An 18,772-nucleotide genomic window follows, 5' to 3' on the forward strand; every position below is an offset into this window, starting at 1 on the left:
TTCGGACTGGTCAATTGCAAGATCGCGGCCCGGACCCTCTGCGTGGACCTGACCTATTGCCGCCAACCGTATCTGGCGAACGTGCAGTTCGACGCGGACCTGGACAAGCCGCCCACCGAACTGCGGATCGATTGGCAGGGGTGCCCGGAAGGCACTGCGGTGAGCCTCATTTCGAGCTCGGCTCGCGATATCGATCCCGCGACGTTCCCCACCGGATGGCATGTGATCGGGCGGGACCGGATGCTGGGGGCGCGGTTCGCGGGGACCACGGTCGCGCAGGCGGGCCGCCCGGACACCGACATCCTCCAGGTGCAGGCCGCCGACGGTGCGGTGGCGGCGGCGGTGCTGTCCAGCGGCGCTTGGCTTTCCGATCGCGCCGAGGGCGGCATCGTGCTCAAGGACGCGGACGGCGGGTACTGGCGGCTGATGGTCGGGCCCACCGGCGTGGTGAGCGCCGCGCCGCTGGGCCGGGACAGGCCCACGAGGTGAGGCCGTGAACGCTGTCGTCGACGCCCCCGATGCACCGCGGCGTGCTCCGCGCCGGATGCGGCGTGCGCTGCTCGGTGCCGCAGCGCTGATCGCCGTCGTCGCCGCGGTGGCGGCGCTGGGCCGTCCGCTGTACGTGCGACCGCAGGTGGATCCGTTGCGGCCCGCCGACGCCATCGTCGTGCTCGGCGGGACGCCGTACGAACGCTTCGACGTGGGCCTCGATCTCGCGCAGCGCGGCTATGCCCGGCAACTGCTGATCTCGCGCTCCACCGGCGCCGACGATCCCGCCATGGACAAGTATTGCGCCGGGCACTTCGCTTTCCAGGTCAGCTGTTTCGTCCCCGACCCGTGGACCACTCAGGGCGAAGCGCAGGAAATCGGCCGCAGGGCAAAGCAATACGGCTGGCGGCACATCATCGTGGTGACCTTCACTCCGCATGTGTCGCGCGCGCGGTACATCGTGCAGAAGTGCTTCGCCGGCGAAGTGACGATGGTCGCCAGCCCCAGTCCGTCGGGGCCGGCCTTCTGGGCGTGGATGTACCTGCGCCAATCGGCCGGCTATCTCAAAGCGTTCACCGAACGCGGGTGTTGAAGGAATGAGGAACGTGCGTGACGAGTCTCGACAGCCGACGTGATTTCGCTCGTAGCAACGGCATCCAAGCGCGGTTGCACGACCTGATACCGGGTGGCGCGCACACCTATGCGCGCGGCGCCGACCAGTACCCCGACCACATGGCCCCGATTCTGGTGCGCGGCAACGGCTGCCGGGTGTGGGACAGCGACGGAAACGAGTACGTCGAGTACGGCATGGGCCTGCGCTCGGTGACGCTCGGGCACGGCTATCGGCCGGTGGTCGAGGCGGTGACCGCCGCCATCACCGACGGTGTGAACTTCTCCCGGCCCACGGAGCTGGAATTGCGTGCCGCCGAGGACTTCCTGTCCTTGGTCCCCGGGGCCGACATGGTCAAGTTCGCCAAGAACGGCTCGGACGCCACCACCGCGGCGGTCCGGCTGGCCCGCGCCGCCACCGGCCGTGTGGTGGTCGCGGTGTGTGATCAACCGTTCTTCTCCGTGGACGACTGGTTCATCGGCACCACGGAGATGGACAGCGGCACCGACGACACGGCCACGGTGAAGTTCCCGTACAACGATCTCGGCGCGCTGGCCGACGTGCTGGCCGCGGTGCCGGTGGCGTGCGTGGTCATGGAGGCGGCGACCGCACTGGCCGAACCCGGCAGCGGGTATCTGAACGGTGTTCGCGCCCTGTGTGACCGGTACGGTGCGTTGCTCGTGTTCGACGAGATGATCACCGGGTTCCGCTGGTCGGCCGGTGGGGCGCAACAGGTGTACGGTGTGCGTCCGGATCTGTCGTGCTGGGGGAAGGCGATGGGCAACGGGTTCCCGATCTCGGCGTTGGCGGGCAAGCGCGAATACATGGAGCTGGGCGGGCTGCGGACCGACCGGGACCGGGTGTTTCTGCTCTCGACCACGCACGGGCCGGAATCCGCGGGACTGGCCGCGTTCCGCGCGGTAGTCCGCGCCTACGCGGACACCGATCCGATCGGGCGGATGGAACGGGCCGGACGACGGCTCGCCGACGCGGTGAATGCCATTGCCGCCGAGCTGGGTATCGCCGATTTCCTCCAGGTCGCCGGGCGGCCGTCGTGCCTGGTCTATCTCACCAGAGACCCGCGCGGCAGGCCGTCGCAAGCGTTCCGGACGCTGTTGCTGCAGGAGTTGCTGGCCCGCGGGGTGCTGGGGCAATCGTTCGTCACCTCGGCGGCGCACACCGACGACGCTGTGGACGCGACGGTCTCCGCCTGCCGGGAAGCGGCGCTCGTCTACCGTCGCGCCCTCGAACAAGGGAGTGTCGCAGGGCTTTTGGCGGGACGACCGGTCGCGCCGGCCCTCCGGCGGACCGCTGCGCCGCGCCGGGTCGATGCCGCCGCGCAAGGCGGAGCGCAGCACTCGTGACCGCACCGCGAATCGGGCTCGTGCATGAGCGATTCACCGAATACGGCGGATCCGAAGCGGTGGTCGCGGAGTTCCTCCGCACCTGGCCGGGCGCCCCGGTGTTCGCGCCGATCGTCAGTCGTGCGGGGCGGGCGGCGCTCGCGGCGCAATGTGTTGCGGGAGAGTTGGATTCGATTCAGGGCAGCTGGCTCAGCGGGGTACATGCCGCATCGGGCGCGCACGCTCCGCTGCTGCCCTTCGTGCCCCGGGCGTTGCGTCGACTCCCACTGGCCGGGCGGTTCGACGCGGTGGTCGTCAGCCATCACGCGTTCGCCACCCAGGCCGTCTTCGCCACGGACGCACCGGTGATCGCGTATGTGCACAGTCCGGCGCGTTGGGCGTGGGACAGTGCTTTCCGCGCTCAGGAAGCCGGTGGGCGGTCCGGTCAGCTCGCCTTGGCTGCCCTCGGCCGTTTCGCCCGTCGCGCCGAATTGCGGGCCGCGCCGCGGCTGGCGCGGGTGATCGCCAACTCGCACGCGGTCGCGGCGCGCGTGCGTGATTGGTGGGGGCTGCCCGCGACTGTGATCAATCCGCCGGTGCGGATAGATCGGTTCACTCCGGACCCGTCGCTACCGCGCGAGGACTTCTTTCTGTTCGCCGGTCGTCTCGTGCCCTACAAGCGGGCAGACCTCGCGATCAGGGCGGCGCAACAGGCGGGTCGTCGGCTGGTCGTGCTCGGCGACGGCAGGCATCGCCCCTACCTCGAGTCCCTCGCCGGACCGGAGACCACATTTCTCGGCGCCGCCTCCGACGCGGTCCTGCTGGACAATTATCGACGCTGCCAGGCTCTGCTCATGCCGGGCGTCGAGGATTTCGGCATCGTCCCGGTGGAGGCGATGGCCTGCGGCACCCCCGTCCTCGCGGTCGGCGCGGGCGGCGCACTCGACACCGTCTTCCCCGGCCGCACCGGCGAGTATCTCGACCCAGGCGACGACCAGTCCGTCATCGACAGCCTCGCCCACCACCTGCGCGTTTTCGATTCCACCACTTACGACCCCGCCGCCATCCGCGCCCACGCCACCACCTTCACCCCCGAAGCCTTCCGCACCCGCCTCTCCGCCACAGTCGCCCAAACCCTCACCCAGGGCGTCCGGAGTTGACACCTGTCGATCGCTACCACTTCGGCAGGAGGTGTGGTGGCGGGATCGCGAACGTCGCGGTTGTATGGATTGTCTGATTCATCCCGTGCGTGCGTGAAACCGCTTATATGTTCTTCTAATTCGATTGTCATCGCGTTAGCAAAATTACGGAATCGGAGCTGTAATCCGCGTCACATTGTCCGATTTGCTGGTAGTCGTCCGGTTGCCGCCATGTTCGAATGTGCTGAGCGGGGCTAAGTATCAGGTTTCAGTGGGATTTGCCGGAAGATCCAGGAGATCGGATGTTCGTCTCAACGCTCGGCAGACTGCAAGTCACCGTGGACGATGGTGAGATTACACCGACGGCGCCGAAGTTGCGCAGCCTGCTCGCGCTGCTCGCGGTGCGGCGAAACCGAATCGTGCCCACCGGAGTTCTGGTCGAAGAACTCTGGAACGACGAGGCGCCGATCAGTGCGCTCGCGACTTTGCAGACCTACGTCTATCAACTGCGGAAACTGTTGCAGGCGCACGGCGCCAACGGGCGTGATGTGCTGCGCTGGCATCCGCTGGGCTATGAGATCCGGCTGGCCGACCACGAACTCGATATCGCCGCGTTCGAGCAACTCGCCGAGCGGGCACGCGATCAGCTGTCCGACGGCGCGGTGGTGGAAGCCTTGCAGTCCGCCTCGAACGCGGCCGCGTTGTGCACCGGCACGCCGCTGTACGACATCTGTGCCGGTCCGATCCTGGAACCGGAGATCAACCGGTTGCGTGAGTCGTTGTTGCAGGTCACGCAGTTGCGGGTGGAGGCGCGGATGCGTCTGGGTCATCACCGGGATCTGATCGGTGAGCTGAAACTGCTGTGCGGCGAGCACCCCTATCACGAAGGCTTGCACGGCAATCTGATGACGTGCCTGCATCGGTGCGGCCGCAGGTCCGAGGCGCTCGAGGTGTACCACCTGCTGCGCTCGAACCTGAGCGCCGAGTTGGGCATCGAACCGTCCGCCGCCATCCAGGAGTTGCAGCGCGGATTGCTCGACGGCGCACCGGAACAGGCCACCGCCGAGGTGCGCACCGCGGTAGCGCCCGCGCAATTGCCGCGCGATCTGTCCGATTTCTCCGGTCGTGCCGACGAAAAGAAACGACTCACCGAACTGCTGACCAGTGATGTGGCCGTCACCGCCGCCGTGGTCACCGTCTCCGGCGGGCCCGGTGTCGGCAAATCGGCGTTGGCGATCCACGCGGGACATTCGGTGCGCAGCCATTTTCCGGACGGTCAGCTCTATGTCGATTTTCGCGAAGGCACGCACGGTTCGTTCCGTATTCTCGGACGGTTCCTGCGCGCGGTGGGTTTCGCCGCCGGACATTTGCCCGATGAACTCGACGAGCGCGCGGAGTTGTTCCGCAGCTGGGCCGCCGGCCGCCGGGTGCTCATTGTGCTCGACAATGTCACCACCCGTGGTCAGGTGCGGCAACTGCTCGCGGGCGGTCCCGGTAGCGCGGTGCTGATCACCGGCACCTTCCGCGCGGTCGCGGGTATCGAAGGCGCGGCGCCGATCGAATTGGAAGCGCCGGACGCGGGACAGAGCAACGAGATACTCTCCGCGATCATCGGTCCGGATCGGATGAGTGCGGAAACCGATGCCGCGGAACGCATCATCGCCTACTGCGATCGAAATCCGCTGGCATTGCGCATCGTCGGCGCGAAATTGGTGACCAATCGATTGCTGTCGTTGTCCATGCTCGCTGACCGGCTCGCGGATCCGCGGCGGCGGCTGCACCAGCTGGAGTTCCTCGACTGGAGCATGACCCGCACGGTGTCGGCGGGCTATCGCGAATTGGACGCGCCCGCGCGTGCGCTGCTCAACGCCGCGGTCGCCGCGGGTACGCGCACGCTCACCATGACGCGCGCCGAACAGCTGTGCGCGCCGGGGCAGTGGTCGGCGGACAGCGCGATCGAGCAGCTGATCCAGAACGGGCTGGTGCGCTGCAACTGGGGTGTCGTCGGGGTGGACAGCTTCGATATCCCGGACCTCGTCGCCTGCTATGTGGCCGAGGTGGCGGGCCCGAACACCGAGGCTTGTTGACCGGACTCGTGCAACGCGCCCGCCAAGGCGCCGAGTGTTGTTGCCGCGAAGAACATTTCGTGCGGGATCGCGGTGTCGAGCGCGCCCTCCAGGCGAGCGTGCACCTGCACCATCTGCACCGAGGTGCGTCCCAGCGCGCTGAGGGGTGTGTGCGCCGACAGCGGCAGGCCGGTGAATCCGTCCAGCGCCCGGATCATGTGCCCGAGGGTCGCCACGGCCACCGGTGCCAGATCGGCCTGCGGTGCCGTCCCGGCCGGTTCGGTCAGCGCGAGGTCGCGGGCGTCGTCGACTAATGCGCGCACATCGGTGCCACGCCGGTCGATGCCGATCTGATAGTCGCCGGGCGGCCGGCACAGCGTCTCCGCGGTCAAGCGGACCGCGTCGTCGGGCCGCAGCGCGAGGAAACCCCGTGCGGCCGCGGCGGCTTCGTACCGATTTCCGGCGTTGACGCCGGTCTCGCGCCAGAGGCTCCAGGCGAGCCGGGTGATCGGCGTGCCGTCTCGTCGGCGCAGTTCCGCGGTGAGCGCGCGCGACAGCGCGTTCGTGGCGGCGTACGCCGCGCAGCCCGCCGCGGGAAACTCGCCCATCAGTGAGGAGCCGATGATCAACCGGGAGCCGGGGCGCTCCCGGACGAGTGCCGCGGCCACCAGCAGGCCGCGAATGTGACCGGCGGCGGTGAGGTCCCAGTCGGCGGATCGCTCGGCACGCAGCGCGCGCAGGCGGTACTCGCCGGCCAGGTGGATCACGCCGTCCAGCGGTGCACCCCATCGGTTTTCGGCGGCCGCCACCGCCGCCCGGACGGCGGCCTCATCGCGAAGATCGACGGCCGCGTAATCGGCCTGTGCGGAGGCATCCCAGAGCTTGCGCCAATTGGCCTGCAATGCTGTGTTGTTCGGTGCGTCGAGCGCGCGCCTGCCGAGTATCAGAAACTGGGCGCGCGAGGTGGCGGCAAGGTTGCGCACCAGTTCGGTGCCGATACCGCCCGCGCCGCCCAGCACGAGGTAGCGTCCATTCGCACGCAGGGGCCTCGGTTCGGTGATGGGTGCGTCGACTCGAGTCAGGGCGGGGACATACGGACGGCCCTGTCGCCAGGCGAGTTCCGGGTAGGCGGTGCTGTGATCGGCGAGCGCAATGGCCAGGTCCCTGGCGGTGCGTTCCGGTGCACTCTCGGCCAGATCGATGTGCACCGCCTCACTACCGGGATACTCCTGCCGGTACACGGCGGTGACGGCCGCGGTGGCCGCGGCCGCGACGATGCCGGACTCGGTTCCGATCAGCACGCGCGCGCCCCGGCTCACCGTGATCAGTCTCGGGCCCGCGCCGTCATGCGTGCAGCACTGGATGGCGCTGACGAGATGTTTTGCACACGAATCTATTTCGGCGGCAATGCTCCACAGGTAGACGACTGTCTGGGGCGTGCCGAGCGCGGACCGAACCGCCGCCCAATGCTCATCGAGATCCGGATCGATGACGTAGCCGTCCTCGGTACGCCGGAAGGTCGCACCCCGCCGCACGAGCAGGTAGCTACCCGGCACCTGCCTCGTGAATTCCTCCGCGACACCGGACTCGTCGGCGAACAGCACGATGGGTCCGCGCAAACCGGTGACGTGCCGCGGAGACGGCGGCACCGACCGCCACTCGGTGACATAGACACAGTCGGGCGTCGTGCCGGACACACCGCCGATGCCGTCGACGACGCGGTCGGCGAGTTCGCCGTCGGCGAGCCGTCGCGCCAGGACGGCCCGCTGGATCTTTCCGCCGGTGGTACGCGGGAATTCGGCCGTCGTGATCGCGGCGATCACGCCGACCGGCAGACCGAGCCGCTCGCCGACCGTCGCCGTGATCCGTGCCGCGGTCCGCCGTTGGTCACCGGAATCGGTTGGTACGTAACAGATACCGAGCAGTTCGGTGCCCAGCTCGGGATCGGCCACGCCTACCGCGGCGGCGTACCCGCGCCGGACGCCCTCGATCTCGTGCACCAGCTCTTCGATGGTGTGACTGTGATATTTGGCCCCGTTGACCACCACCACGTCCTTGGCGCGACCGGTGATCACGAGCTTGCCGTCGGCGAGGAACGCCAGGTCGCCGGTGTCGAGCCAGCCGTCGACGGTGAACGCGGCGGCGTTGGCCTCCGGGCTGTCGAGATACCCCGGCGTCACCCTGCTGCCGCACACCTGTAGCCGGCCGATCGTGTATTCGTCTTGCGGAAGCAGGTTTTCGTCGACGATACGCAACCGGCTGCCGGGCGCGGGGGCGCCCATGCTGATGTAGTCGATGCCCGAGTGGGTCACGATATTGTCCGCGGCGTCGAAGTATGCGCACGAGGCGGCCGTCGCGGTTTCCGCCATGCCCCACATGTGCACGAAGCTCGCTGCCGTGATGCCGAAACGCCCCAGCTCCCTGAGGAATCCGTCGACAACGGCCGGGATGCACTGCTCCCCGGCATTGAGCAGGGTGCGCAGCGCCGAGAGATCCCACCGCCGCTGCGGCGCCTGTTCGAGGGCCGCGGTGAGCATCCGGTAGCCGAAGTTGGCCGACCAGGTGTGCGCCACTCGGTGCCGCTCCAGCAGGTCGAGCCAGCGCAGCGGTGCCGCGGTGATGTAGCTGGTGCTCGCGTGCACACTCGTGCAGCCCAGCACCGCGTCGCGCAGCAGATACATCACCAGGGCGGGGGCATGGTCGAAGGGCAGCCAATTGAGGCTGGTCTCACCGGCGCGGATCAGGTCGACCTGGCGAGCCGCCAACGCGTTCTCCACGATCGCGCGATGGGTGAGTGGAATCAGCTTGGGGCGCCCGGTGCTACCGGAGGAGAGCACGAGCACCGCGACGTCGTCCGGGTCCGGCGCGTGCACCTCGGTCACGGGCAGCGCTGCCGCCGTGCACAATTCGCCGACGCTGACGGCCGGTTCCAGCGGTTCGGCGAGCGCAGGGGAGGTGAGTATCGGCGCATCCGCCAGGCGTTGCGACAGCGCGACGAGCACACCCACGTCGTCGCGCTTCGGCTCGACCGTGGTGACCGGCACGAAACCGCCGAGCAGACAACCCCAGACCGCCACGACGTAATCGGCGAGATCATGCAGCGCCAGTACGACTTTCGCACCGGGCAGCAACCCTCGCCCGGACAGTCCGGCGGCGAGGCGCAGTCCGCGTTCCAGCAATCGGTCGTAGGGCAGGTGGGTCTCGCCGTCCGGCCCGACGGTCACCACCGCATGCGCGGTGGCCGACGCCGCGCGCAGCGCCTCCGGGAGAGTGCGCGGATCGGCGCGGGTGACAACGAGTTCGGGACCTGCCGCCTGTGCGAGCCGCCGGACCGTGGGCGACGCGTGGTCCTGCGCTGGGTGGTGGAACCCGACCCGGCGGTGACCCAGCGGATAACGCACCGGCACCCAGTCCTGCGCCGCCTGTGCCTCGGGCAGTGCCGCGAGGTCGGGCTCGCCGTCGGGTAGCCGCGGAATCCGGCGTAGCACGCGGACCGCGATCTTCGGTGTCCGGCTCAGCTCCCGCTGTACTTCGATCGGATCGGCGTCGGCCGAGGGCACGACGTAGACACGGTATTCACCGGGCACCTCGGCGGGAATCGCAAGGCAGTCCAGCACATCCGGCCTGGCGAAGATCTGCTGGACGAAGGCGGTGCTCATCGGGTCGCGTCGGCGTCGGCTCCGGCGCGGGCCGGCGCCCAGTCGTCCCGGAAGCGTTGCGCCGACCATTCGGTGACCACGCGCTGCCACAACGTTTCCCGCTCGTCGCGCGCCGCGGGGACCGTCAGCTGGAAGACGGTGGCCAGGGTGTCGAAATAGTCGTCCTGGTCACCGATCGTGCGGACGGCGCGACCCGCCGCGGTGACCTTCGACAGCTGCGTGCCGATCAACTCGTCGAAACCGGACTCGTCGTGCCGCTTCACCCACCCGTAGCGGAAGAAGATCGCCATATCGGTCTCCGCCATCCGGGTGTAGATCTCGGCCAGTTCGGCGTAGGCCACCTCGGTCAGCGCGAAATCGACGCCGCGGCAGGACTCGTGCCGGTCGTAGTCGAAGCGCCACCAGCCCGGGTCGAGATCGGACGGACGCAGCCGATAGCGGAACTCGCCGCGCGCGTAGTCGCCCGCGATCAGCGGAATCGGCCGCGAAAAGCCCTCGCCCGCCCCGACATCGAGCAGCCAGCGCCCGGCCGGATGGTCCGCCGTGGGCAGGTTGTCGACGGTGAGCACGACGTGCGTGCCGGTGGGCGGCTGGGCGCCCGGGGGCGAACCGGCTCTGGGTGGCCGCCGGACGCAGCCGTGCGTCGTAGCCGAGCCGGTCCAGCAACCAGCCGAACGCGCCGTTGAGGTGGTAGCAGATGCCGCCCAGGCCCTGCTGGGCGATGCGGTCGACCGCATCGTCGACCGCGATCGACGGTGTGTGCCAAAGCGTTTCGAACGGCACCCGGGCCGCGTGGGCGGCGTGCAACTCGGCGAGCGCCGCGACCGAACGCTCGGGGATCCCGTCGAATCCGAGCCTGCGCAGGTAGGCGCCCACTCGTGGGTCGTCAGTGGCTGCGGACATGCTCCACCTCCCGTAACGCGCTCGTGCAGCGGGACAATTCGGTGAGCCACAGCTCGCGCAGCGAGTCGACGCGCTCGCGGGTCAGGATGTCGGTGCGATACCAAAGGCGGCCCTTGGGTTCCGCGCCGGACCACACCTCGAGCGTCAACTCGTACGACGACTCCTGTTTGGGCCGGTGCAGGTATTCGACCTCGGTGCCGGCGAGCGCGAGGGTGACGCTCGCGCCGGTCTGCACGACGAACCCGGCTTGGCAGAACGGCATCCGGCGGGGATCACGCTGCGGGTCGAGCCGGATGATCTGCTCGAGCGGCATGAACTGGTAGTCCATCGCGTGCAGCAGACCGGTTGTCGCGGTGGCGAGGTCGATGTGCGGATCGTCGTCTCCGGTGTAGCGGAACCGCAGCGCGATCGCCGAGGCGAAGCAGCCGACCGCGTTGATGCTCGACTCGGCCGCCCGGCCGTTCACCGGCACACCGATCGCGAAATCGGCTGCGCCGGTGAACGCGCGCAATGCCCGGGCCCACGCGGCGAGCATGATCATGCTCGGTGTGGTGCTGCCGATGTTGCGAAAAGCCGTGCCCGGCAGGGCGAACCACAACTCATCCACGGCCCCGCTGCTGAGTTCGGTGCCTGGCGAGTCCGGGTGCGGGAGCGGCAGATCCGGCACCCCCACGAGCTGGCGCCCCCAGCGCAACAGCTCGTCCTGATCGTCCGGGCCCGCCGAGCGCTCCTGTTCGGCCCAACTGGCGCGGAAATCGGTGGGTGCCGGGACCGGATCGGGCTGTCCCGCGAGCGCACGGGCGTACGCCGCGCCGAGCGCGTCGAACAGGATGATCGCCGACCAGCCGTCGAACGCGGTGTGGTGCACGCTCACGACGAACAGGTGCCGGTTGTCGTCGGTGCACAGCAGCGCGCGGATCGGCAGTTCGGCAGCCAATCGGAAGGGCGTGGCCACGAAGGCACGCACAGACGGCGAGTCGGCTTCGGGCTCGACCCGGTGCACCGTCAGCACCGAAGGCGTCGCTTCCGGTGCGATCACCTCGACCCGGGTATCCCGAGCCCCGACCCGGATTATCTTGGTGCGCAACGCGCTATGGCTCGCGATCACCCAGCGCAACGCCCGATCCAGGGCGTCGGCGGACACTTCGCCGCCGATCCGGAAGGCGAAGGTATCGATGCCGTCGCGATAGCCGGGCTGCTTCTGCTCGCGATACCAGAACCGCCACTGCGGCACGGGAAGTCCGGCCAGCCAGCGAATCCCCGAGGTGTCGGTCATCGGGGAGCTTCCGCTCGCTGGGGTGCGCCGGCGCGCGCCAGCCGCTCCAATTGTTCGACCACGGCCAGCGGAGTCGGCCGCGCCAGCATATCGTCGCGCAACTCGCCTGCCGCGGTGTGGAATTCGCTCTCGAACAGCCGATCCACAGCGGCCGCGATTTCGGCGTCGGCGAGATCCGTGCCGGGCAGATTCAACCCGGCTCCGCTGTCGCGTACACGATGACCGTGGAACACCTCGTCCGGCATCTGCGAAATGACCAGTTGCGGCAGGCCGTTCACCAGCGCGGTCAGCACGCCGCCCGCGCCGCCCTGGTCGACCAGTACCGAGCAGGTCGAGGCGAGCTGATGCAGCGGGGCCGGGCCCAGGTGCACCACATTGTCGGGGACGTGTTCGAACAGCTTGCGCTGGTCGGCCGTGACCGCGACGGCCAGTTCGACGTCGTGGCGCGCGAGCGCCCGCACCACGCGGGGCGCGAGCACCATGTGGTCGAAACCGAGGCGGCTCTGCGAAGTACCCCAGGTGATGCCCACTCGGGGCCGGGCGGGCGGTTCGAGCAGCCATGGTTCGAGTACCGCGGGGCCGTTGTAGGGGACGAAGCGAATCGGGTCGCGCACTTGGCGATCCGCGACCTGCAGGCGCGTCGGCGCGGGATCGAGGGTGCTGTCGCCGTTCACGCCGATGCGGGTCAGCCCGTAGGGCGCGGCGAGTTCCCCGATGAGATCCTCTTCGAATTCCGCGATGGGCGCGGTGAAGTCGATGCTCCACAGGTGTCGCACGGTAGGGACGTCGAGCAAGGTCCCGATCAGCGGGCCGACGAAACCGGCGGGCTCGAAGACGATCAGATCCGGCTGCCAGCGCCGCGCGAACGCGACCGCTTCGGGCGCCTGCGCCTGCGCGGCGGCCGCGGCGAGCCGGAAACCGTTGAGCCGTCGGCGTCGGGCCCGCTCCGCGGCGGCGGCCGGATCCGAGGTCGGCTCGGGCGCGGCGGGTTTCCAGGAGCGGCGCTCGAGTTCGTCCCGCAGCCGGGCATAGGAGTCGAACTCCGGGCCCGCGCCCAGCGCGGGCAGACCGGCGCCGACGATCGCGGGCACCAGATCCGGATTGCTCACCACCACGACGTCGTGACCGCTGGCGCGCAACGCCCAGCCGAGCGGCACCATCGGGTACAGATGGCCCGGCATGTTCCACGTCGCCAGCAGGACGCGCATCCTTCGCCTCCGTCCGAGAGAGAGTCGGTGCGCCCAGCGTCCACGGGCCCGCTCGAAGATCACTCCAGCACCGCTGTGCGGCTGCGTCGGCGCGAGACCGGCAGCGGCCTCGTCGAGTACGGCACGGTTGATCCTCGAGTGCCGCGGCGGATCGTTCGACCTCGCAGTACCCGGCACGACGAGGAGAAACGATGCGGCTCGCGGTGTTCCTGACCCCACGACACGCCCTCCGCCTCGCTCCCGCCGCCGAACGACTGGGGCTCGAGTACGCGCTCGCACCCGAAGGGTTTCGCGGTGACGGCGTGAGCGTGCTCGGCGCCGCCGCGGCGGTCACCTCGCGGCTCACCCTGGCCTCCGGGCTGTTCCAGGCGCCGGCCCGCAGCCCGGTGCTGACCGCGCTGACCGCGCTGACCCTCGACGAACTGTCCGGCGGGCGATTCGAGCTGGGGCTAGGCGTATCGGCCGCGGACGTGGCGCGTGGCTGGTACGCGGCCGACATCCGTCGGCCGCTCGCCTGGCTGCGCGAATACGTGGAGGTGGTGCGCTGCGCGCTGTCCGGCGCACCGGTGCGCTACGCGGGTACGCACTGGCGGTTACCACCGGACGATCCGGACGGCACCGCGGCCGTGGCCCAGTTGCGAGCCTTCGAACCACGCCCCGAACTGCCCATACTCCTGGGCGGTGTCGGCCCGCGCGCGCTCGAGCTGGCCGGGGCGATCGCCGACGGCTGGATCGGCGCGTTCTGCTCACCCGAACGCATCTCGTGGGCGCTCGAACACGTCCGGACCGGCCGGTCCCGCTCCGGCGCGAGCCTCGACGGCTTCCGGGTGCTGCCGTCGATCCCCATCGGCGTCGGACCCGATGCCGCATCCGCCGCGGTCGGGCTGCGGCCCTACTACGCGAATTTCCTTGCGCTCGGGCGTGGTACGGGCGTCTACGCGGCGGTGGCGACCGACATGGGTTACGGCGCGCAGGTCCAGCGGGTCCATCGACTGGTGGCGGCCGGTGACCGGGCCGGCGCGGCAGCGGCGGTACCACTGGAGCTGATCCGGCGTACCGCGCTCCTCGGCGACGCGAACAGCATCGGCGCGCGAATGGCCGAGTACGCGGCGGCCGGGGTGACCACTCTCGGCTTGACCGTGCTCGCCGCTGATTTCGACGACCAGCTCGACGTACTGCGCACCGCCACGCAGGCACTGGATCTCGCACAGGGGGTCAGCCGGTGACCCGAACGAATCGCGCGTTGCTGATCGGTGATTCGACCGAACCGCCCGCCGACTGGCCCCGCACCCTCCCGGCGGCGCTGGATCGGGCGGCGCGGGACCTCAGCCGGGGCATCACCTACGTCGACGACGAAGGGCTGGAACGGTTTCAGAACTATCGGCACCTGCGTCGCGCGGCCGGGGCGCTGGGCGAATACCTGGCGGAGCAGCTGCGGCCCGGAACGCCGGTCTTGATCGCCGCCGGTGACGCCCGGGTGCAGTTGACCGCGTTCTGGGGTTGCGTGCTCGCGGGGGCGGTGCCGGTCCCGGTGGGCCGGACAGGTGCGCTGGGTACGGTGAGCGCGGTCGGTGAACGTATTCGCGCGGCACACGAATTGCTCGGTCACCCAGTGGTTCTCGTGGACGACCCGGTGGCCGCCGTCGCCGTCGATAGTCAGATCGCCGTCGGCGCGGAGGGCACGGCGCGACCGCTCGGCGGTCGGCCCGCGGACCGGACGGCCGCACCACCGATGGCAGCCGACATCGCCCTCGGGCTGCTGACCTCCGGCAGCACCGGACGGCCCAAATGCGTGCTGCTGACCCATTCCGCCCTGGCCCACCGTGCTTGGGCGGCGGCCGAATTCAACAATCTGCGGGCCTCGGACGTGGCCTTGAACTGGATGCCCCTCGATCATGTCGGCGGCATCGTGATGTGGGCGACGCAGGCGGTCTTCCTCGGCTGCTCACTCGTGCAGGTGGACACCGCGCGCGTGCTCGCCGATCCGCTCGCCTGGCTGGACCTGCTCGAAGCGCACCGCGCCGGCACCACCTGGGCGCCGAACTTCGGTTTCGCGCTGGTCTGTTCGGCGCTGCGGCGCGCGCCGCACCGGCGTTGGCGGCTGCACCGGCTGCGTCATGTACTCGACGGCGGCGAGGCGGTGGTGGCGGCAGTCGCGGACGAATTCATCGATCTGCTCGCGCCGCACGGGCTTTCCCGTGCCGCGTTCCGGCCGGCGTGGGGTATGTCGGAAACCGGTTCCGGCGTGGTCTATTCGCGACCTTCCCCGGACGACCCCGGCATTCCGGCGGTGCGGGTGCGGATGACGGCCGATGAACGCGTGCGGCATGAGGCACCGGGTCGGGGCGGAGCACTGGAGCTGGCGGTGACCGGTACGCCGGTGCCGGGCGTGCGGATTCGGGTGGTGCGGCCCGATGGTTCGGTATGCGACGAAGACCAACTCGGCGCGGTACAGGTGGCCGGTGCGACGCTGTTCGCGGGTTATCTCGGCGCGGACGCGGCGCTGCGTGACGGCTGGTTCACCACCGGTGACCAAGGTTTCGTCACCGGTGGCGCGCTGGTCGTGACGGGACGCGACGACGATGTGGTGGTCATCAACGGGGGCAATATCCCGTGCCAGGAGATCGAAGCGGTGGTGGCGCAGGTCGACGGCGTGCTGGACGGCTACGCGGCGTTCACCGTGCTGGAGCACCCGGACGGCCCGCCGCGGCGTGCGGTGTTCGTGAGTGTGCGCCCCGATGCCGAGGTGGCGGACGCGATTCGGGAGCGGGTCGCGCTGCGGTTCGGCTTCGCCGTCGACGAGGTCCGGGTCCTGTCGACCGCCGATTTTCCCCGGACGGCGACCGGCAAGATCCAGCGGGCACGTCTGCGTGCCGGGCACCGTGCGCCGTACCCGGAAACGACTGTGCGCCGTCGTGTCTCGCTCGTGCGCCGCCGAGATCCGCTGGCCGCGCAGGTGTCCGAGGTCTGGGCCGATCTGCTCGGCGAGCCGCCCCGCCCGGCCACCTCGTTCTTCGCCGCGGGCGGCACCTCGATGGCGGCGGTGCGATGTGCGGCCACCCTCGGCACGCTGCTCGGTCGCCGCGTGCCGGTCGGGTTGCTCTACGAGCACCCGACTTTCGCGGAATTCATCGCGGCCCTCGAGCCTTCACCCCGTGGCGCCGAGCCGGTACCCGCGCTGGTCGAACAGGGGAGCCCCGGATGAACGCGGCGGACCCGGCGTTCCCGATGCGCCGACCGAACCCGTTCGATCTGCCCGCCGAGTATCGCGCCCTGCGCGCGGAATGCCCGGTCGGGCGGGCCACCCTGCGCGACGGCAGGCCGGTCCGGCTGGTGACCCGCTACGCCGATGTCCGGGCCGTGCTCACCGACCCCGGCCTCAGTGCCGATCGCTGCGCTCCTGGGTTTCCGTTCTTGACCGCGGAGTCGGAATACCTGCGCCGCATAAAGGTTTTCGTGGGCATGGACGGCGCGGAGCACGGCGTGCACCGGCGGATGTTCACCCCGGAGTTCAGCGCGCGAAAGGTGGCCGCGTTACGGCCCTACATCCAGCGGTGCGTGGACGAACGTCTCGACCGATTGCTCGACGCCGGCCCGCCCGCGGACCTGGTACGCACGATCGCGCTGCCGGTGCCGGCACTGGCCATCGGCCGCATTCTCGGCGTACCGGAAGCCGATACCGCGTCGTTCGAGGAACTCACCGTGCGCGTGATCACGCATGGCGGCGCAGCGCCTTTCGAAGCGCTGGTCGACTACGTGAAGCAACTGGTACGCGACAAACACGGATCGACCGCCGACGACCTGATCTCCCGCGTGCTGCGCGAGCACGTCGCACCGGGCCACCTGGACCTGCGCGCGCTGACCATCGTGCTCATCCTGATCCTGCTGGCCGGATACGAGACGACGGCGAACACCATCTCGGTCGGCCTGCTCGCGCTGCTGCGTCATCCGGACCAGTTGGCCGCGCTACGGGCGGACCCGTCCGCGATGCCGGGCGCCATCGCGGAGCTGCTGCGCTACACCTCGGTCGCCGAGTTGGCCACCTGCCGCGCCGCCACGCGGGATATCGAGGTCGCGGGCACCATCATCCCGGCCGGTGCGGGCGTGATCCCGTTGGCGGCCGCCGCCAACCGGGATCCCTCGGTGTTCCCCGATCCCGAAGTGCTCGACATCCATCGAGACGCGCAGCGGCACCTCGCCTTCGGCTACGGCGCGCACGCCTGCATGGGTGCTGCGTTGGCTCAGCTCGAGCTGGACATCGTGTTCAGCACCGTACTAGCTCGTTTGCCCGAACTGCGGCTGGACGGTGAACTACCCGATGCGGCAGTCAAATACGACTCGGTCCTGTTCGGTCTGCACGAGCTGCCGGTCACGTGGTGACGACGGCGGTCAGGCGGTCAGTCCGCCCGCGAGCGGCATGTCGTGCCATTGGTCGATGAGCGGTCGCAGGAACTCCACCAGGGCGGGCAGCTGCGGGGTGAGGGTGAGGACGGCGATCGCGCGCAGTACGCCGACGGCGTTCACGAAGCGCAGCACCTCGTCGTCCAACGGCCGCATGCCGTTACGTCGCGCACCGCGGTTGTACGCGGCTTCGAGGTCGGGGCCGAGCGCGGCGAGATCCCATTCGACCGGGCCCAGTGTGACGAGTTCGAAGTCGGAATAGAGGTCGCCGGCCGTCCCGTTGAAGATGTTCGCAGGCGGAGAGTCGCCGTGAACGGGCTGCACGTCGATCCCGGGGAACCGGGTCTCGAACGCGTCGCGGGACTGGACCAGCGGTGCCAGCACCCGCCACTCGCGGCGCGCGCGGTCCAGGTCGGACGCATCGATCAGGTCCGGCCGGTCCTGCAGCAGCGCAAGGCTTTCGGTGACGAACCGCGGTTCGGCCGAGGACAGGAACGACAGTTCTCCCGGGTAGCCGCGCATCGCGGCGTGCAGGTCGGCCGTGCGTTCCGAATTCGCCGCGTAGTCGGGCTCTTTGTCGCGATCCTCGGTGACGAACTGCCAGAACGTCATCGAAAGGCCTTCGCGCTGTATCGGTTCCAGCGGGACGAGCGGGCTGGGCGGAATCACCGGTGTCCCTTGCTCGCTCAACCACCGGGCCACGTCCAGCTCGGCCCGCTGCCGCCGCGCCAAGGTCGCGAGGTCCGTGGTGGGCGACAGCACCACCGGGATCCGCGCCACCACCGGCGCGGGCGCGAGATGCACGACTACCGAGAACAAATCGTGCAACACCACGGCATCGGTCACCGTCAGTCCCAGCTCGCGGCCCACCGCCACCGCCGCGTCGACCGCTCTGCCCGTCCTGCTCGCGATTTCGTCCACCGCGCGATCCTGCCATAGGCGCCGAGCGCGGCACCGCCTCCGGCACGCGATCAGTGCGCGCGGACCTCGGCGGCGGGGCCGGATTCCGGAACGCGCTGCTGGACCTGATCGACGATCTTGGAGAGGCGCGGGATGAAGGCGACCATGATGACGATGACCAGGACGACCATGACGATCGCTGCGCCGTTGGAGACCAGGAAGGAACGGTCCAAATCGCTGGCGGGGGAGCTGTACACGATGCCGATGCGCAGACCCGAATCGAGGAACATGGTGAGGCCGACGCCGAGGGTCATCAGCCGCTCCAGCTTGCGGAACCGCGGTTCCTCGTCCCATGCGCGGTGGTAAGCCTCGGTGCGGCGGGGTTCGCCGCCATTGGTCGCCATGGGCGTGGCGAGCAAATACATGACCGGTTTGCCGACCACGCAGGTGAAGAGGAAGAAGCCACCGGTGGTCAGCATGTAGAGCGCCGGTCGGATCGCCGCGATGCGCGGATCGTCGGTGACGAAGGCCAGCCCGAGCGAGACGACGAGCTCCACCAGCACCAGCGCGCCGATGACGTCCAGCGAGCGACGCCGGATGCTGCCGACCGTGGTGGTGACGGCGACGACGATGCCGGGGATGGCCAGCGACCAGATCTCGCTGAAGCCGATCGCGCGCAGCACGAAATACAGCACGGTCGACACGATCACGTTGCCGAACAGCGGCAACAGCGCCTTGAACCGGCTCGTCTTCTTCGGCGTCGGTGCCGTCATCGCGG

At 69.5% G+C, this 18,772-nt stretch carries 13 protein-coding genes and 2 pseudogenes; 8 read left to right on the forward strand and 7 right to left on the reverse strand.

Going from position 1 to position 18,772, the window contains the following annotated elements:
- From NBRGI_RS01400 to NBRGI_RS01420, 5 genes and pseudogenes are all read left to right on the forward strand, one after another.
- A pseudogene (locus NBRGI_RS01400) lies at positions 1 to 489 on the forward strand (glycosyl hydrolase family 28-related protein); the annotation flags it as partial.
- 55 nt (positions 490 to 544) lie between these two features.
- Positions 545 to 1,081: a YdcF family protein gene (locus tag NBRGI_RS01405; RefSeq protein WP_235210821.1), complete on the forward strand. Its 537-nt coding sequence runs from the start codon at positions 545 to 547 to the stop codon at positions 1,079 to 1,081.
- A gap of 17 nt (positions 1,082 to 1,098) precedes the next feature.
- A complete protein-coding gene (locus tag NBRGI_RS01410; protein WP_029892422.1) occupies positions 1,099 to 2,463 on the forward strand; it encodes a glutamate-1-semialdehyde 2,1-aminomutase in 1,365 nt (454 codons plus the stop codon).
- Entirely contained in the window at positions 2,460 to 3,602 is a 1,143-nt protein-coding gene (locus NBRGI_RS01415; protein WP_029892423.1) for a glycosyltransferase, read from the forward strand. The genes NBRGI_RS01410 and NBRGI_RS01415 overlap by 4 nt, the downstream gene beginning before the upstream one ends.
- Before the next feature lie 281 nt (positions 3,603 to 3,883).
- Positions 3,884 to 5,668: an AfsR/SARP family transcriptional regulator gene (locus NBRGI_RS01420; RefSeq protein ID WP_051727409.1), complete on the forward strand. Its 1,785-nt coding sequence runs from the start codon at positions 3,884 to 3,886 to the stop codon at positions 5,666 to 5,668.
- Here NBRGI_RS01420 and NBRGI_RS01425 read toward each other — a convergent pair.
- From NBRGI_RS01425 to NBRGI_RS01440, 5 genes and pseudogenes are all read right to left on the reverse strand, one after another.
- The gene (locus tag NBRGI_RS01425) at positions 5,626 to 9,306 is read right to left on the reverse strand and encodes an SDR family NAD(P)-dependent oxidoreductase (protein ID WP_029892425.1); all 3,681 of its coding nucleotides are present in this window, start codon (positions 9,304 to 9,306) and stop codon (positions 5,626 to 5,628) included. The genes NBRGI_RS01420 and NBRGI_RS01425 overlap by 43 nt on opposite strands.
- Positions 9,303 to 9,875 (reverse strand): arylamine N-acetyltransferase, encoded by a 573-nt coding sequence (locus NBRGI_RS47935; RefSeq protein WP_051727410.1) that lies wholly within the window; start codon positions 9,873 to 9,875, stop codon positions 9,303 to 9,305. Before NBRGI_RS47935 ends, NBRGI_RS01425 begins: the two co-directional genes overlap by 4 nt.
- A 40-nt stretch (positions 9,876 to 9,915) precedes the next feature.
- Positions 9,916 to 10,209 (reverse strand): annotated as a pseudogene (locus NBRGI_RS49795) (arylamine N-acetyltransferase); the annotation flags it as partial.
- A complete protein-coding gene (locus NBRGI_RS01435; RefSeq protein WP_029892426.1) occupies positions 10,193 to 11,485 on the reverse strand; it encodes a condensation domain-containing protein in 1,293 nt (430 codons plus the stop codon). The gene NBRGI_RS01435 and the pseudogene NBRGI_RS49795, both read right to left, overlap by 17 nt.
- Complete coding sequence (locus NBRGI_RS01440) at positions 11,482 to 12,693, reverse strand: nucleotide disphospho-sugar-binding domain-containing protein (protein WP_051727411.1); 1,212 nt, start codon at positions 12,691 to 12,693, stop codon at positions 11,482 to 11,484. The genes NBRGI_RS01435 and NBRGI_RS01440 overlap by 4 nt, the downstream gene beginning before the upstream one ends.
- A 191-nt stretch (positions 12,694 to 12,884) precedes the next feature.
- On the opposite strand from NBRGI_RS01440, the gene NBRGI_RS01445 reads away from it, so the two are divergent.
- The 3 genes from NBRGI_RS01445 to NBRGI_RS01455 are packed head-to-tail and all read left to right on the forward strand — an operon-like array spanning position 12,885 to position 17,073.
- Positions 12,885 to 13,919: an LLM class flavin-dependent oxidoreductase gene (locus NBRGI_RS01445; protein ID WP_029892428.1), complete on the forward strand. Its 1,035-nt coding sequence runs from the start codon at positions 12,885 to 12,887 to the stop codon at positions 13,917 to 13,919.
- The gene (locus tag NBRGI_RS43290) at positions 13,916 to 15,898 is read left to right on the forward strand and encodes a non-ribosomal peptide synthetase (RefSeq protein ID WP_029892429.1); all 1,983 of its coding nucleotides are present in this window, start codon (positions 13,916 to 13,918) and stop codon (positions 15,896 to 15,898) included. Before NBRGI_RS01445 ends, NBRGI_RS43290 begins: the two co-directional genes overlap by 4 nt.
- Entirely contained in the window at positions 15,895 to 17,073 is a 1,179-nt protein-coding gene (locus NBRGI_RS01455; RefSeq protein ID WP_029892430.1) for a cytochrome P450, read from the forward strand. Before NBRGI_RS43290 ends, NBRGI_RS01455 begins: the two co-directional genes overlap by 4 nt.
- 9 nt (positions 17,074 to 17,082) lie before the next feature.
- Here the strand turns inward: NBRGI_RS01455 and NBRGI_RS01460 are convergent, their stop codons facing one another.
- Together NBRGI_RS01460 and NBRGI_RS01465 are read right to left on the reverse strand one after the other, a co-directional pair.
- On the reverse strand, positions 17,083 to 18,015 hold the full coding sequence (locus NBRGI_RS01460) for a phosphotransferase (RefSeq protein ID WP_029892431.1): 933 nt from the start codon (positions 18,013 to 18,015) through the stop codon (positions 17,083 to 17,085).
- A 50-nt stretch (positions 18,016 to 18,065) separates the two neighbouring features.
- Positions 18,066 to 18,767: a VC0807 family protein gene (locus tag NBRGI_RS01465; protein ID WP_029892432.1), complete on the reverse strand. Its 702-nt coding sequence runs from the start codon at positions 18,765 to 18,767 to the stop codon at positions 18,066 to 18,068.
- Positions 18,768 to 18,772 lie beyond the last annotated feature (5 nt).

The sequence above is a fragment of the Nocardia brasiliensis IFM 10847 genome, assembly GCF_000710915.1.
In the GTDB taxonomy this organism is placed as follows: domain Bacteria; phylum Actinomycetota; class Actinomycetes; order Mycobacteriales; family Mycobacteriaceae; genus Nocardia; species Nocardia brasiliensis_A.